Genomic DNA, 14,968 nt, shown 5'->3' with positions numbered 1-14,968 from the left:
CTTGGCAGTTTCACAACTGCGCCTTAGAGAATGTAGCCATGCCACCTCCAAAGGACTTCTCCAGTTCCATCTCATCGTGGATCTCGATGCCGTAATCGCCGATGAGCGAGAGCGACGATTTGATGTGTCTCGCTTTATCGATGGCACCTGTGTGGACGGACGTGATCCGATAGCCTCGCATGTGGTAAATCCAGCATGACTGATAGGGGCCACGGACAATCTCCGTCAAAGATAAAAGTCCAATGAGTTCCCGACTCTCCTTGAGAAAGACACCCGAATATTTGCAGAGGGGTAATCAACAACGACTTGACGCAAGACATGTGCCAAGAACTCGCTGCCCAATCCCTGGCCCGTGAATTCCGGCCGCATGCCGATCCCGAAATCCACCACGTCCCGCTGGCTCAAATAATGATTGACTCGTCACTGGTATCCATGTCGTAGAAGTCGTAAGGAGGCTCATATGCCCACCGAGAGATTTTATTAGCATGGCCCAGTGTCATTGGCTGAGATGCAAACTTCATCCGTCAGTCTCCTCGGACTCGCAGTAGGACATCGTGATCCTTACTCCTTCAGCGTCTCACTTTCGATTCCCATGGAAACCCGATGAAGACGCCACCTGGGAGACGGTGGGGACAATGGACGGCTCATTTTCGTCGTCAGGGGCATCGTGACGGTTTGCTTGTATGCTATCATCGTACTCCACCACGGAGTTCCTGACAGTCTTCGCTGCATACAGTGCTTGGTCAGCATGTTCCATTAGCGCGTCTGCAGTGGTTCCATCATCCGGAAATGATGCAAGGCCAATGGAAACCGTCACTCCTCCCTGCTGCCGATCCGGAAGCTCATCAAACTTGTGCTCCTCCACTCGGCTCCGGATGTGGTCGGCTATATCCCAACTGCCTTTTCTTACGTCCGGGACAATCACGCAAAACTCCTCGCCGCCGTAGCGAGCAACAATCCCGTCCCCACCCATTTCTGCGAAGATGAGTGTCCCGACAGCCCGTAACACCTGGTCTCCTTGTAGATGCCCAAGGGTATCGTTGACCTGTTTGAAACGATCGAGGTCTAGCATCATGACCGAAAATGGTTTGCCACGTTTCATAAACATATGTAACTGTCGTTTGAATTCCTTGCGGTTCAAAAGACCTGTTAACTCATCTCTGCGTGCATCATTGACAGTGTGAAAGTACTGTTTATAGCTAACGGATATCATCCACAGAATCCCCGCAATGGTGGGGACAGCCCATATGTGATAGATTTGAAAGGCCAGTCCCATGAAGACACCCAGACTGATATCAACTATGTATAGGATCACTGCTTGTAAATCAAAGACCCCTATCAAGGTTTCTCTCCATCCAGATTCAAATTGCAATTTTATCTCAATCGTCATAATACCGACATTGGCTGCGCAGTATACGACTAAATAAACTGTTAGTGCCAAGATGTTCTTGTAAGTCCCTAACTCGCCACCAAATGTATGCCACGCCAATACGGCCAATGACATTTCTATGCCAATGTGGCTGAGGTTGAAAGCCACAAGGGCTGGGCGATATGACGGCTTGCGATATCGAATAAAAACGACTGGAGAGCTTAAGATAATACTGCACAGAGCAGGGAACAACCCAATGTTTGTGGATTCGGCAAATAATAGAGCCGAGGTCATCGTTAGAGAAACACGATCGTTTGAGACATCGACCAAATTTGACTCAAAGACTGAAATGAGAACTGCAAAGAGGATAATATCCGTCCATTGCTTGAATTGAATTGGTGATGCCGTGCGTACTACGCATACGAGAAAGAGGGCTACATACGAGAGGAAGTAAATTTCTAGCGGGTCCTGTCGAAGCCGAGAGTACAAACGAGCCATGATGTACCTCACTTTGATGCGGCAACCCCTCTCACGGCACCTCGGCCATCACAACGCTCTGCGCCTTAGACCCGTGGTTTTGCGTCCTCGCCTTTCGGTGAGTTTGCCCTTTTCGTGATTTTAGAAATCATGCTACTGAATCGTACCATAGAGTTATCCAAGATGCACCACATTTACATTTGAACGCCACCTCTTACGTTTTCCATACGGTTGCAGGTCTTCTGCCATAATGTAAGACAGTGACTCAGCACCAGCACGAGATGGTCCATAGGGAACGAAACCTTACCTTCGTAACTGCAGCCCCAAGCGCCCCGGCCATATGATGCCGCCGCTCACTCCAGTCTAAGCACTGACGGGCAAAATGGAGTGCCTTTGACTGGTCCGACTCGCGGAGCGAACGAACCGGCGAACACACATCCATACTTCGATGATGGTCGAATTCTTTACGTCTTACAATGGCTGAGAAGTAGACAGATGTATGGGAGGCCAAACTTAATGAATCAGCGTGTCGACGAATTAGTTCGGACCCGGATAGTTCACCCGAAAATTTTGTATTTCGGCACACCTATCGTGTTGCTCACAACGCTGAACAAGGACGGAACGAGCAACATCACGCCGATGTCATCTGCGTGGGCACTCGGAAACCGAATTGTTCTTGGTCTGGGTGAAGGCGGTCACGGGCTCACTAATCTGCGACGACATGGTGAGTGTGTTGTCAACCTGCCGGAGCCATCACTCTGGAAAAAGGTAGAGGCGCTGGCTACTTTGACTGGGGCGAATCCAGTTCCCAATCACAAGAAAGGCGTGTTTCGCCATGCCAAGGATAAGTTCGCGGAGTCCGGTTTGACTGCGATAGAGTCACACCAAGTGCTCCCCACTCGTATTGCTGAATGCCCGCTACAAATCGAAGCCAAGGTTGTGGACATTCGAACTACGGGCGAAGGTACAAGCTTCGGGATTATTGAAGTAGAAGCATTGACTGTTCATGCCCATGAGAGAATCGTGGTGGACGAGTCGCATATTGACCCGGTGACATGGAGTCCACTCATCTACAATTTCCGGCATTATTTTGGTCTTGGAGAAGAGCTGGGAAAGACGTTCCGGGCGGAAGTCTAAATTCGTTTTTTGGGCTCAAGTATGAGATGTTCCAGAACTCTCTACCGGTGTACCATCGAGACGCTTACCGGATGCATGGGTCCTGCCATGTATCCGGTACATCACCCAGCCTGCCGTTCCAAGGATGACTGGATACCCCATCGCCCATCCGCTTAGTGCATACAAGCCTGCACACACCAGTAGCGGAATCAATGGCACAATCCGCTGCCGCCATCCTTCCCTCATCAACTTGAGCGCAGACATCATGGCAATCCCGTACAATGCCAGAAACACTGTGCTTGGCCAGGTGATGAGTGCGCCGAGATTAACGTGAAACGTTGTGTAGATTGTGAGAACGGCGGCAAAGTCCACGCCTAACGCAGCGAGCGCCACAATGGGAGTCTGATAACGTTCGTGCAGTCTTCCGAGAAATGACGGAAACACGCCAGCACGAGCCTGACTGTAGACCAAACGGGAAAAGCCGGCTACGTTCCCATGGATGGCGACCATCGTGATCAAGAGGGCTGCACCTCCCGTCATCATCGCTCCTCCTCTTCCCAGACCGATTGCCACAAGTTGGCTCAGTGGCGCTACGCCACCAACCGAACCATAGGCATGCGTTCCAACTGTGACGATAGACAACGCCACGTACAGAACGCCGACCAAAGTCGGTGCAAGGAGGAATGTCCGACGCAAATCTCTTGCCGGATCACGAAACTCCTCCGCCAGGTGCCCGACCATCTCCCAACCGACGAAGCACCAGAAGATCTGAACGGAGGAAGTTCCAATCGAGAGGTAGCCATGCGGAACGAACGGATGAAAGTTGGTGGAGCGCATGTGTGGTCCTGCGGCAATAATAGCGGCTACCATCATGGTGGCAATCAGAGACAAGATGAGCACTTGGACCCATGACGCAATATCAACGCCTTGTCGATGGAGGCCCAAGGAGGCAAATAACATCACAGCCGCCATCACCGGAATGGTCCATTGCGGCAGGCCAAACGTACCCGCAACATAGTTGGCACCAACCAAGGCGACGATAGGCACACCAATCGGAATTGTCCCAAGAAACAACCAAGCGGTGATACGGCTTCCTATGTCACCGAATGCCAGACGGGCATATTCCACAATGCCACCGGCGTGTGGGTGCTTGGCGCCGAGTCTTCCCAGGGTGATGGCAAGTGGAAATGCCAAGAGAGACATGAGCAACCAGGAGAGAATGGAAGCAGGTCCAGCCTGCTGTGCCGTGATGGCAGGAAGTATGAGGACACCGGATCCGAGAACAGCGCCAATCGCCATCGCAGTCCCTTGTACCCATGTCAGTGTTCGCTTTAACTGTTGCTCGCCCATTTTCGCCACTCCTCGGCCTGGTACCTTCCCCATCAGCTTACATAGGTGATACTATCTTGTCATACGATAGTACCGATAGTAACCATCGACCAAAGTGATTGGAGCGTCAGAAGTGGAATTCAAACAGTTGCAGACCTTCAAAGTTTTGACCGAGGAGCTGAATTTCACTCGAACGGCACAGAGGTTGAATTACGCTCAGTCCAGCGTCACGACACAGATTCAGGTCTTGGAACGGGAGTTCGATGTGCAGTTATTTGAGCGTCTCGGGAAACGGGTTCGGTTGACTGAGGCAGGGGAACGACTGTTGCACTATGCGGATCGGATGCTCGGATTAGCCGAGGAGGCGTACCTGTTCGTACCTGGAAATGATAACCCAACTGGGACACTGACCATTGGTGCGGTTGAAAGCTTATGTACGTATCGTCTAGCACCTGTTCTCATGGAGTACAGGACCAAGTACCCAAACGTGGAACTTGTCTTCAAGACGGGGATTTGCGCCGACTTGCGCAAGCAGGTATCGCACGGAGAATTGGATCTCTCCTTTACGTTGGAGGAAGTAGGCACGGATGAGGCACTTGTTTTCGATGTCTTGATGCGGGAGTCGATGTTGATACTGGTACGCAAAGGTCATCCCCTATCTGACATGAAGGCTGTGGAGCCCGTCGACCTGGAAGGAGAGACAATCCTGGTGACGGAGCCAGGGTGCAGCTATCGCACGATGTTTGAGAACACACTGGCCGCCGCTGGGCTTCGCAACCCCAAGGTGGAGTTTGCCAGTGTTGAGGCCATCAAACAATGCGTCATGGCGGGTTTGGGTGTGACGCTGCTGCCGAAAATGGCGGTGAAGGAGGAGCTACGCAACGAAACATTAGTGTCTCTTCCGTGGGTGGGGCCCGAATTCCCAGTCGTTACACAGATGTGTTGGCACAAGGACAAGTGGATGTCGCCAGCACTGCAGGCATTTATTCGGGCTGCTCGAGAGACGATGTTATAGGTTGCAGAACAACTAGCATCCGCCTCTGAACCCTGATGGTGTGATGAATCTCGTGGGTGACGACGTGACGCAGAACTTCGCCATATGTGAGTCATCCAGCTTACGATTTTCCAAATTTCCGCAACATCGCAATGTATCGTATCCACCAATACAAGCCTTCGTGAAAACGAAATATGGACCGATGTCCTGGTCCATATCACATCCTGTATTGTCCCCAATTGACCCATGGTTTTCAGTTTCCTGTTGGTTGCTTGAGAGTTCATGCTCAAATTACTCTTCAATGGGGTCGCAGGCAATCCGATTTTCTCGTAGTAACGGATCGTGTCTTCCGATAGACCAGTGAATTCAACCGCCTGCTTAATGGAGCTCACAGTTCCCGCATTGTCCCCCACGTTTGCCGCCTCCTCCCGCTGAATTACCATGGCATCACTCCGTTTTCATCAAAGAAACCACCACTCGGACCATCGTCCGCAAGGGTGGCGAGCTTCACTACAATCGAAGCACCTTCTTCAACGGAACGATAACCCCTATGCCCATTCAAGTCGGTCGAAGTAAAGCCCGGATCGGCCGAATTAACCTTAATCGAAGTATCCCTCAGTTCTCTTGCAAACAAAACTGTCAAGGCATTGACCGCTGTTTTGGAACTCATATAGGCGAGCAAATTTAATCCGTAAAATTCAGATTCCGGGTCACTATTCAAGCTCAAGGAAGCTAGCCCACTTGACAGGTTGACAATTCTGCCTGATTGGGATTTTCTAATCAAAGGGAGCATCGCCTTGGTGACAGAAAACATGCCGAAAACGTTCGTCTCATATGTCCTTCGCAGATTGATCAAGTCCAGTTGACTTGGCGGAACGCCTCCATCCAAGCTTACCCCGGCATTATTAATGAGAACGTCAAGCAATCCATACTGATCATCAATTTGCTGTACTGCGGATTGAATTGTATCTGGATCTGTAACGTCAAGAGTAATTGCCTGAGCAATTATGTTCTCAGCGTTCAACGCAGCCGCAGCTTCCTGTCCTCTGGTTTCATCTCGTGAACCAAGTAAAATTGTGAATCCGAGATGTCCCAACTGCCGACCAGTTTCCAACCCAATACCTTTATTCCCACCTGTGATCAAGACTGTTTTGGAATTATCCATCGGATATCCCCCCTCAACGTGATGTTTAGTTGATTTACCATAACGATACAACTTGGAGTACACTCCAAGTCAAGCGTCCAAATACAAGGAGTTATTCAACGTAGCAATGGTTGTCACCGAGATCGGGACAGCGAACGTGTTCGAAAATGACCTCGTGTGCCTCTGAATGGTTAAGTGTGAGGAGTTCAAATTCCCATTGTTAAGTGGGGTCCCAACCGTGACTGACACGTGGGCCCGGTTAGCTGCACGTATCCGGGACAAGGGGAGACAAAGCGCTGGCGCCAAGAACGTCTGGCTGCGTTTCGACGTGACGTGCTTCACCTTCGACTGCGGCCAGCAGGTTCGTTCCCACTCCGGTACCCCTTCCTGTGGTATTGATGCTTATCAGCTCACAGTCACCATTGTCCTCAAAACGATACGTGACGGCCCCCACATACTCACCGCCGGATTTGGCGATCAGTGAATTCAGGTCAGCGAGATGAAATACACGACCACGGCTAACCATCGTGGCGCCCCCCCACACGGCTTTCGAACGAAAAGCAAGATCGCTCAAAATCGGACCTTCATCCGTCCTGGCACGCCGGATTGAATTTACAATTGCAAAATATAGATGGTCCTCCCACCTGCCATTGATCAGGACGTTCTTCTTGTTAAGCCCCTCCGAGTGAAAGCCAGCTTTTTGAAGTACACGAATAGAGCCGGTGTTGTGTGGCATGACACCGGCTTCGATTCGATGAAAACCCAAAACTTGAAAGGCGTACTTCACGGCAGGTCTTACGGCTTCTGTGGTGTACCCATGACCGTTATCAAACGCGCCGTAAAACCCCTTGCTTTAGCTATGGGGATATAAGGCGTTCGCCGTCAGGCGAATCTTTTCTCTTTAGTCAAAACACTAGATACTATTGTTGTATCTTCCGTTTTTTACTATGCTATTTCTTAGTGATTCGTCATGAGTAGAGATGTGGATTCAAACCACAGTATCACGTTCGACTGTAAATACCATGTTGTCTTTTGTCCGAAATATCGCCGTAAAGTGCTTGTTGAACCCATTGACGCGAGGTTAAAGGTGTTGCTTTCGCGGTGGGCACGGTTCCAACTGGACGTAATCAAGAGGTGTATCGAAGCGCAGAAATCGAGATGATCTCATGCGAAAAGCGTACAAGTACAGACTTTACCCCACGAAAGAACAAGAAGAGAAAATACAGTTCACTTTAGAGCGCTGTCGCCTGCTCTACAATCGCCTGCTGGACGAACGGCGGTTTGTCTATGAAACGGACAAGACCACACTGAATTACTACGCTCAGGCAAACACACTGAATGAGCGCAAGAAGTACATTCCAGCGTTAACACAGGTTCACTCGCAGGTGTTGCAAGATGTGGTGAAACGACTGGACAAAGCGTTTCAAGCCTTCTTTCGTCGCGTGAAGGCAGGCGAGACACCCGGCTATCCGCGTTTTAAATCAGCAGGGCGATATGACTCTTTTACGTACCCACAGAGTGGCTATTCAATCAATGGGAATCAGATAACACTCTCGAAGATTGGCGGAGTAAAAATCAAACTCCACCGTCAGCCGCAAGGAACAATCAAAACGTGTACGGTCACCGTGAAAAATGGGAAGTATTACGCCAGTCTGTCGTGTGAAGTGGAGCCGAATGCGCTGCCAGAGTCCAAGGAAGCCGTCGGGATCGATCTTGGAGTCAAGCATCTTGCCATCACGTCTGATGGGGAGTTTTACGAACATCCGAAGTTCCTGCGTGAATCAGAACGGACATTGCACAGAAAACAACGGTCAGTATCACGCAAGAAGAAGGGGTCTGTTCGTCGGCGCAAAAACATCAGAGAACTGGCGAGATTGCATGAGCATATCGCGAATCAACGCAGGGACTACGCGCACAAAGTGTCTCGGAAACTGGTAAATGGCTACGGACTCCTTGCTTTTGAAAATCTGAACGTGCAAGGAATGGTGAGAAATCACCACCTTGCCAAAAGCATCGTTGATGCGTCTTGGAATCAACTTGTACAGTACACCACGTACAAAGCGGAAGAAGCTGGTCGTCGTGTCGTGCTGGTCGATCCCAAAAACACGAGTCAACAATGTTCGAATTGCGGTAAAATCGTCCCCAAGAAACTGTCTGAGCGTATACACAGGTGCGAACATTGTGGCTATGTTCAGGACCGGGACGTAAACGCCGCACAAAATATCTTGAAACGTGCATTAGCCTAGCCTTTCCACTTGGCTTGGACTGAGCCTTCAGAACATAACGTAGGCGGTTGCGTCATGCGTGTTCTGAGAAGCCCCCTGCCTTTAGGCATGGGGAGTGGTCACGTTCCTGATCTAAATAGTATCCAAGCCAGCATGACTGATAGGGGCCACGAACAATCTCCGTCAAAGACAAGAGTCCAATGAGTTCCCGACTTTCCTTGAGAAAGACACCGAACGAATACTTTTGGTCTTTTTCCATCAAAGCAAGTCCCGAGCGGATGGATGCCTGCTGATATTCTACTGTGTAAAACTCCTCCGGTCGGTCAATCAAATACGGTCCGAAGAAGGCACGATTCCGTCGATTCAGCGCCACCATCGATGGGGCATCTGACTCATTCAAAAAACGCAGGTGAATTCCTTGCCCTGTCACTTTCACCCCGTCACCACCAATCCTGTTTCACGTAATGAATCAACGCAGGCTCCATTCCTGCTCTGGAGGAAGGTCCTCGGTTGGTCGTGTCATAACCTGGAACGTGACGCCGGCGTGAACGAATTCAGACACTGGTCGAAACCCAAACCTTTCGTACAGCCTGATGGCTCGCTTGTTGAAGGTAGCCACCGTCAGCCGAACATTTGCACAGGGGCAATCAGAAACGATTTGACACAAGACATGTGCAAGGAACTTGCTGCCCAATCCCTGGCCCGTGAATTCCGGCCGCATGCCGATCCCCAAATCCACCACGTTCCGCTGGCTCAAATAAGCTCCCGCCTCATGGCCTGACGGCACCTGTGCAGACTCGCCAACACAATAGAACCCGTAGACCTCGCTGCTCGATTGGACGATTCTGTACGCTCCGCTTAGGAGTTCGTTGATTGACTCGTCACTGGTATCCATGTTGTAGAAGTCGTAAGGAGGCTCATATGCCCACCGAGAGATTTTACTAGCATGGCCCAGTGTCATTGGCTGAGATGCAAACTTCATCCGTCAGCATCCTCTGATGGGCTTTTTTTGAAGCCATACTCCCTTTCCACTCGACATATCCTGGTCTCAAAACGCTCGTACCATTTCTTATGGCCAAGTTCCTGCGCAACACGGTGACGCTCATTCTCTTTCCAAGCTCGAATCGATTCCTCGGAGTCCCAGTAGGACACAGTGATTCCAACTCCGTCAGCGTCTCGAGCACTTTCGATTCCCAAGAAACCTGGTTGTAGCTTCGCCAGGGTCACCATTTCATCAGCCATCTCGGCATATCCCTTATCGTCCAGCGTACGACGTGAAGTGAAAATGACTGCGTAATACGGTGGTTCAGGTACCTTGGCTACGTTAATCATTGCTCCCGTCCTCCCTCTCCCGTGATCCATCTGCATAGAACCTCTCACATGATTGCAGAATTGGACTCGAGCAAAGCCAGGTAACTCTTAACCTCTTGTCTTGTCTTCAACCATATCACTTGTTTTCCCACTGTTTTCGCCTCAACTAGCCGCTTTTCAATCCGGTCCTGCTCCCGCTTTCGAAACCTCCATATGTATCGCAAAAACTCCACGTCAATCTTCTCCGGACAATCCTCTCCCATGTCCGACCTCGTTTGTCCCCGGTAACGGATTGCTCTTTTGACACCTCGCCACAAACATACTCGGCGTGGGAAATCGAGGATTCTCAGTGTGTCGGCCGCTTGAATGCGGATATCCATCGTGGCTCCGTAGTTTCCGTCGATGATCCACCTTGGTTGCTCCACTAGCCTCCGTTGTAGCGCTATCCATTCCTGACTTGGCGTTTCCACCCACCCTGGTTTCCAAAACAGGCGGTCCAGATGGAAGACCTCAATGCCCGTGAAGCGCTCTCTCCCACATAAGTTCACCTCCCTAGGCCCGTTGCATTATCTCCAGACTCGTTCCACAGTCGTTTCAGATTCATCAACAGTAATGCGGTACACATCCGGATTGGTCAGAGCTGCCCATGCTTCAATCCCGAATCGTTCGTCGAAATGTCTCAACATGAGCGTCATTAAGTTCCCATGCGTTACGATCACAACGTCATGGTGACTCCCCGCCAAGACTTCGTTTACCACTTGAATGGCTCGATTCATCGCCTGTGCACTGGTTTCTCCACCGTTGTACGCCAACTCAAAGTCCGCAAATGTTTGTTCCAGGCAGTCCAACCAGTTATGCAAGGGCTCCGAACTCAAAACTCTTTCGGACAATCGAGGGTCCTCATGAATCTGCAGTCTGAGACCTTGTGCCAGCGGCTCGATGCTTGTCATGGCTCGAGCATATGGACTGGAGAGGATTTTGTCTATGTGTCGGTCCTCGAGAAAATCCGCCAGAAGTTCGGCTTGATTTGTACCTTCCCGAGTCAAAGGGGCATCTGACGACTGACCTTCGGCCGAACAGTGGCGTACGATATATATGTGTTTCATTCCTTGTACCTCGCCTCGCTTACCCATTGTTGTCTGTCAAAATAAACATATCATGTGCGTCTCGTAATCCACGCAGTGTCAGGTGAATGTCGTGCCGCACTATGTAATAGAACATTTCTCACTTGCCTTTCCCATTTCGGCTTTCATCAAGCTCGCACAGTTCTATGTTTGCAGACTCTTTCCGTACTTCTACATACATTTCCTGCCGTCAGACTCGTTCAGCCAAAGTTCAGTGTTCCTGCGAGCGGTAGCTTCCAATTGATTCAAAGATGCTGATGTTTATGCAGTATGTAGAGTCAGCCCTTCTTGCGCACTTCCGGACGATAGCGCAAGAACGAGTTCGTGTTCCGTCGCCAGCTGTGTGAGATGAATGAGACATGTGAGAATGCGCGTAGTATCTCATTATCCGTACTGCTTCCACTGGAAGCAAATAGGGAGGCACCAAATGAACGTCATGCTCCGAAAGCTGGGTCTAAAGCAGGGTGAAAGACTCGTCTTCTTAAACAAGAGAATTGCTGGACTATGGCTTATGTGGATTGGAATGATAATTTTTTTTGGAACCATATTTGGCGGTCACTACATGATTAATCCAGTGGTTTTTGTCATTGGCTATGGTGTGGGATTCGGATTCATACTTCGTAGCAAAATAATACGCGATTGGTTGTCTTTCGGGGCATCGAGTAGTTTTCAAAGAAACATTGCATCTCTGTCGATCATTTTCATGTTTGTCCTCATGTCTGTATTTTCGGGACGTTACTTTGCGACAATGAACTTTCGAATGATTTGGCTGGGGGCACTTTTGGCTACTCCAATACATTTCATCCCCTTTTCGTGTGTTCACGGACGCTCTTTCTTGTTCCTGGCTATTCCGTTGGCCGCACTTTCCATAGCGGGGATAGCGGACAACTCAATCCCATTTTGGGCGATAGGCACATTGGATGGGAGCATAAAATTAGGCTTTGGAATTGGCTTGTATCTATCAAGAAAGCCAACGGTTGCAGTCGACGGATGACAATTTATTTTAGTCGAACTTAGCCTGTATTCCGTCCTTCTTCAGGTTGCAGGTGAAACATATCTGTCGCGAAAAAGGACTAATCCCCTTCAGGTTTATAAATTCGATCCTTACGACGGGTTCTCCAGCTGCCGTGCGAGGTAGGATCTCTGTAGCCAAGCTCCCCCATTTGCTGCTCAGTACATGTTATCCGTTAAGCACAGAGAGGGCTGACCATTTAGGTAGCCCCCAATCCTGACGCTATGATTACCGAGCCCCACTCCCACCTCCAAGGTCAATCAGACTTGAATCCTAATCTAGCGGCGACTTGCTCCGGATCATCGACACCGACGATGAGTGCGCCGTATGGTGTCCCATTCAACGTAAGCTTCAATCCCCGTTTATTCTGATGGTGAACAATCGCAAAAGTTGTGCCCTCGTTCGAGAGAAATGTTCCCATCGCAAATACTCCAGGAAGTCGGCTGCCCGGCATCTTTAATCCATGCACAGCATGAATTACATCATCAAGTGCGGTGACAGACTGGATGGCGGAAACAGGCACTTCTATATCCCCGTGAACGCCCTCCAATTTCTCTATCGTAGACATTCGTAAAACGATATTGTCTCCTTCTCGAACGAGTTCAGCCATGACATACAGTCCCTTCGTGTGGTTCTTTGATTCCTAAATTATAGCCCTTCTTGAGAGGTGTAGGGCTCAGCCTCTAAGATTCAACCCATTAAATACAATAATGCTCCTGAACACCCCTGCCATCATCGCCTGCCCTCGACAAAATATGGTCAGAAGTCCTGGCCAGCATCACATCTCTCTATGCAATTGCAAATCGTTGGTGGAGGCCGAATCCACCCTGTCTTATCACGATACCCATCTGCGGTTCGCCCGATAATCACCGACCCGATCCAAGCACAGTCCACAGTCAGCTTGATTCCTTGGCATGTATCCCACTCTCAACGCTATGTTGCTGAACTTCTTCCGCGTCTCGACCGAAACAACTGGTCTACATAGGCATGACCTCTCTCCTGCTTTCCGCGTACGACCAGCTTGCACTAAAGACTGGCGTCATCCACTACGGGCTGTGGAAGTGGTGGTACTCCGATGAAGCACAATCCCATTTCGGATCGTCTAAAGTACATTGTTTAAAGTCTGTGTGGCTACACGAAGAAAGGAGTCTGCTTTTGAATTCGAGTGCAGCAACAATGGTCATCATCGCGACTGCGGGTCTTCTCTTATCTGGTTGCGGTACGCAAGTGTCGAACCAAACACAAAATGCCGTCGTGCAACTTGGATCATCTAAAAGTAAACATGAATTATCTAACCAAGCGAGCAGTTCCGGTCATGTTGGCAATAACACTTCTTCGAATTCCCCAGCACCTCTTCAAGTCAACGCCAGCGCGCGTGGTTTTTCGTATCCAACAGTAAGAAAACAATGCTGTTCTACACATCAAACGGTGGTACTTCGTGGACATCTACATCAATTCCAAAGCCGTACATCTTAGCCGATGTCAGCTTCTCCGATGCGCACCACGGTTGGCTGCTGGCTTCACAAGGACCAGCAACAGCACAGGAACCAATTGACCTGTACCACACATCAGACAGTGGGAAAACATGGTCGCAAGTACTTAGTAAAGCTGAGTCGAACAAACTTCTCCTTGGAATAAAAACGGGGATGGCCTTCGTAAACAGTTCTACGGGATGGATAACAGTAGACAATGGGCAACATCCCGGACAAGTCGTGCTGTATATCACACACGATGGCGGGCATTCTTGGCAACTTCAAAGTGTGCCTGTTCCACGCAGTTTGAAGAAGTACTATGCACGTCCTTTAGCACCAACCTTCTCATCTGCACAAAAAGGTCTAATGCCCGTTGTCTTCAGCAATGGGAAAACTGTAATTTACACTACGCAGAACGGTGGTCAATCGTGGCAATCCTCTACTCCAGTTCCAGTGTCTCAAGTGGTGAGCATGTCAGTCGTGAAAGGAACGATATACCTCACGGATGGGACGACCATCTATGATTCCAATGACAACGGACAAAGTTGGGGTAGGTGGCATGTAGTGATCAAGTCTGGAGAACAGATTGGCGATGTGACTGCAAACGGAGCATACGTGGCGGGTAATGGGGATGTTTCAATTGTTGAACTTAACTCGAAAGAGAACCAGTAATTGCGTGGACGGACCAATTGACTTGTAGCAAGGATTGATCAGTCGTTTACCATTGATGCGACGGTCGAACTGTTGTGCATATGCCAGCTAACGACCGTCGCTTTCGCATGGCCTATCTCCGTCCCCAGGTCTATCTTGCGATCACGTCGTCTATGAGACCATACGCCTTTGCTTCATCGGCGCTCAGGAACCGATCCCGGTCAGTGTCCGCTGCGATTCGTTCGACAGGTTGCCCTGTGTGTCTCGCCAAGAGGGCGTTGATTTTCTCCCGTGTCTTCAAAATCCAATCCGCATGGATTTTGATGTCGGACGCCTGCCCTCGAGCTCCACCGAGCGGCTGATGGATCATCACTTCACTGTTCGGTAGCGCAAATCGTTTGCCTGTTGCGCCTGCCGTGAGTAGTACGGCCCCAAAACTCGCTGCCATCCCAATGCAGATGGTCGACACAGCCGGCTTGATGTGTTGCATGGTATCGTAGATGGCGAAGCCAGCCGTAACCGAGCCACCGGGGCTGTTGATGTACATCTGGATATCTCTATCGGGATCATCCGCTGCAAGGAAAAGAAGTTGTGCCACAATTGAATTGGATAGATCATCGTCAATGGCAGAACCAACCAGTACAATGCGGTCTTTCAGCAGGCGGGAATAGATGTCGTAGCTGCGTTCACCACGGCTTGTTTGCTCAATCACATATGGAATCAGGCTCATAACCGAATCACCCT

At 50.0% G+C, this 14,968-nt stretch carries 18 protein-coding genes, 2 pseudogenes and 1 riboswitch; of the genes and pseudogenes, 6 read left to right on the top strand and 14 right to left on the bottom strand.

Annotated elements, in window-relative coordinates:
• Positions 1 to 10 precede the first annotated feature (10 nt).
• Together JC200_RS19430 and JC200_RS19425 are read right to left on the bottom strand one after the other, a co-directional pair.
• A complete protein-coding gene (locus JC200_RS19430) occupies positions 11 to 229 on the bottom strand; it encodes a hypothetical protein (protein ID WP_274433376.1) in 219 nt (72 codons plus the stop codon).
• Positions 230 to 577: 348 nt separating this feature from the next.
• Positions 578 to 1,867 carry a GGDEF domain-containing protein gene (locus JC200_RS19425; protein WP_274433375.1) on the bottom strand — a complete coding sequence of 430 codons (1,290 nt, stop codon included), beginning with the start codon at positions 1,865 to 1,867 and terminating at the stop codon, positions 578 to 580.
• A 32-nt stretch (positions 1,868 to 1,899) separates the two neighbouring features.
• A riboswitch (cyclic di-GMP riboswitch) is annotated at positions 1,900 to 1,985 on the bottom strand.
• 377 nt (positions 1,986 to 2,362) lie between these two features.
• Here JC200_RS19425 and JC200_RS19420 point away from each other — a divergent pair.
• Positions 2,363 to 2,983: a flavin reductase family protein gene (locus tag JC200_RS19420; protein ID WP_274433374.1), complete on the top strand. Its 621-nt coding sequence runs from the start codon at positions 2,363 to 2,365 to the stop codon at positions 2,981 to 2,983.
• A 15-nt stretch (positions 2,984 to 2,998) separates the two neighbouring features.
• On the opposite strand, the gene JC200_RS19415 is transcribed toward JC200_RS19420, so the two are convergent.
• The gene (locus JC200_RS19415; protein WP_274433372.1) at positions 2,999 to 4,312 is read right to left on the bottom strand and encodes an APC family permease; all 1,314 of its coding nucleotides are present in this window, start codon (positions 4,310 to 4,312) and stop codon (positions 2,999 to 3,001) included.
• 112 nt (positions 4,313 to 4,424) lie between these two features.
• Between JC200_RS19415 and JC200_RS19410 the strand changes: the two genes are divergently transcribed.
• On the top strand, positions 4,425 to 5,306 hold the full coding sequence (locus tag JC200_RS19410) for a LysR family transcriptional regulator (protein WP_274433371.1): 882 nt from the start codon (positions 4,425 to 4,427) through the stop codon (positions 5,304 to 5,306).
• Between the two features lie 293 nt (positions 5,307 to 5,599).
• On the opposite strand, the pseudogene JC200_RS19405 reads toward JC200_RS19410, so the two are convergent.
• The 4 genes and pseudogenes from JC200_RS19405 to JC200_RS24265 all read right to left on the bottom strand — a co-directional run.
• Positions 5,600 to 5,728, bottom strand: a pseudogene (locus tag JC200_RS19405) (MerR family DNA-binding transcriptional regulator); the annotation flags it as partial.
• Positions 5,722 to 6,450, bottom strand: coding sequence for an SDR family oxidoreductase (locus JC200_RS19400; protein ID WP_274433370.1), 729 nt, complete (start codon positions 6,448 to 6,450; stop codon positions 5,722 to 5,724). The pseudogene JC200_RS19405 and the gene JC200_RS19400, both read right to left, overlap by 7 nt.
• Positions 6,451 to 6,688: 238 nt before the next feature.
• Complete coding sequence (locus JC200_RS19395; RefSeq protein WP_338000220.1) at positions 6,689 to 7,084, bottom strand: GNAT family N-acetyltransferase; 396 nt, start codon at positions 7,082 to 7,084, stop codon at positions 6,689 to 6,691.
• Positions 7,070 to 7,243: pseudogene (locus JC200_RS24265) on the bottom strand (GNAT family N-acetyltransferase); the annotation flags it as partial. The gene JC200_RS19395 and the pseudogene JC200_RS24265, both read right to left, overlap by 15 nt.
• 156 nt (positions 7,244 to 7,399) lie before the next feature.
• Here JC200_RS24265 and JC200_RS19390 point away from each other — a divergent pair.
• On the top strand, positions 7,400 to 7,591 hold the full coding sequence (locus JC200_RS19390; RefSeq protein WP_274433369.1) for a transposase: 192 nt from the start codon (positions 7,400 to 7,402) through the stop codon (positions 7,589 to 7,591).
• A gap of 4 nt (positions 7,592 to 7,595) precedes the next feature.
• A complete protein-coding gene (locus JC200_RS19385) occupies positions 7,596 to 8,675 on the top strand; it encodes an RNA-guided endonuclease InsQ/TnpB family protein (protein WP_274433368.1) in 1,080 nt (359 codons plus the stop codon).
• A 52-nt stretch (positions 8,676 to 8,727) separates the two neighbouring features.
• Here JC200_RS19385 and JC200_RS19380 read toward each other — a convergent pair whose 3' ends face one another.
• From JC200_RS19380 to JC200_RS19360, 5 genes are all read right to left on the bottom strand, one after another.
• Positions 8,728 to 9,090 (bottom strand): GNAT family N-acetyltransferase, encoded by a 363-nt coding sequence (locus JC200_RS19380; protein WP_274433367.1) that lies wholly within the window; start codon positions 9,088 to 9,090, stop codon positions 8,728 to 8,730.
• Between the two features lie 33 nt (positions 9,091 to 9,123).
• Positions 9,124 to 9,636 carry a GNAT family N-acetyltransferase gene (locus JC200_RS19375; RefSeq protein ID WP_274433366.1) on the bottom strand — a complete coding sequence of 171 codons (513 nt, stop codon included), beginning with the start codon at positions 9,634 to 9,636 and terminating at the stop codon, positions 9,124 to 9,126.
• Entirely contained in the window at positions 9,633 to 9,986 is a 354-nt protein-coding gene (locus tag JC200_RS19370) for an antibiotic biosynthesis monooxygenase family protein (RefSeq protein ID WP_274433365.1), read from the bottom strand. Before JC200_RS19370 ends, JC200_RS19375 begins: the two co-directional genes overlap by 4 nt.
• Before the next feature lie 44 nt (positions 9,987 to 10,030).
• Positions 10,031 to 10,228, bottom strand: coding sequence for a P-loop NTPase family protein (locus JC200_RS19365; protein ID WP_274433364.1), 198 nt, complete (start codon positions 10,226 to 10,228; stop codon positions 10,031 to 10,033).
• Between the two features lie 303 nt (positions 10,229 to 10,531).
• Positions 10,532 to 11,071 (bottom strand): histidine phosphatase family protein, encoded by a 540-nt coding sequence (locus JC200_RS19360; RefSeq protein WP_274433363.1) that lies wholly within the window; start codon positions 11,069 to 11,071, stop codon positions 10,532 to 10,534.
• Between the two features lie 445 nt (positions 11,072 to 11,516).
• Between JC200_RS19360 and JC200_RS19355 the strand changes: the two genes are divergently transcribed.
• Complete coding sequence (locus JC200_RS19355) at positions 11,517 to 12,083, top strand: DUF6609 family protein (RefSeq protein ID WP_274433362.1); 567 nt, start codon at positions 11,517 to 11,519, stop codon at positions 12,081 to 12,083.
• Positions 12,084 to 12,357: 274 nt separating this feature from the next.
• Here JC200_RS19355 and JC200_RS19350 read toward each other — a convergent pair whose 3' ends face one another.
• Positions 12,358 to 12,711: a hypothetical protein gene (locus JC200_RS19350; protein WP_274433361.1), complete on the bottom strand. Its 354-nt coding sequence runs from the start codon at positions 12,709 to 12,711 to the stop codon at positions 12,358 to 12,360.
• 796 nt (positions 12,712 to 13,507) lie between these two features.
• Between JC200_RS19350 and JC200_RS19345 the strand changes: the two genes are divergently transcribed.
• The gene (locus JC200_RS19345; protein ID WP_274433360.1) at positions 13,508 to 14,245 is read left to right on the top strand and encodes a YCF48-related protein; all 738 of its coding nucleotides are present in this window, start codon (positions 13,508 to 13,510) and stop codon (positions 14,243 to 14,245) included.
• 130 nt (positions 14,246 to 14,375) lie between these two features.
• On the opposite strand, the gene clpP is transcribed toward JC200_RS19345, so the two are convergent.
• Entirely contained in the window at positions 14,376 to 14,954 is a 579-nt protein-coding gene (clpP, locus tag JC200_RS19340; protein WP_274433359.1) for an ATP-dependent Clp endopeptidase proteolytic subunit ClpP, read from the bottom strand.
• Positions 14,955 to 14,968 lie beyond the last annotated feature (14 nt).

The organism is Alicyclobacillus sp. ALC3, from assembly GCF_028751195.1.
GTDB lineage: Bacteria > Bacillota > Bacilli > Alicyclobacillales > Alicyclobacillaceae > Alicyclobacillus_L.
The sequence above is the reverse complement of the archived record's forward strand: the minus strand, read 5'-3'. Positions and strand labels throughout refer to the sequence as shown.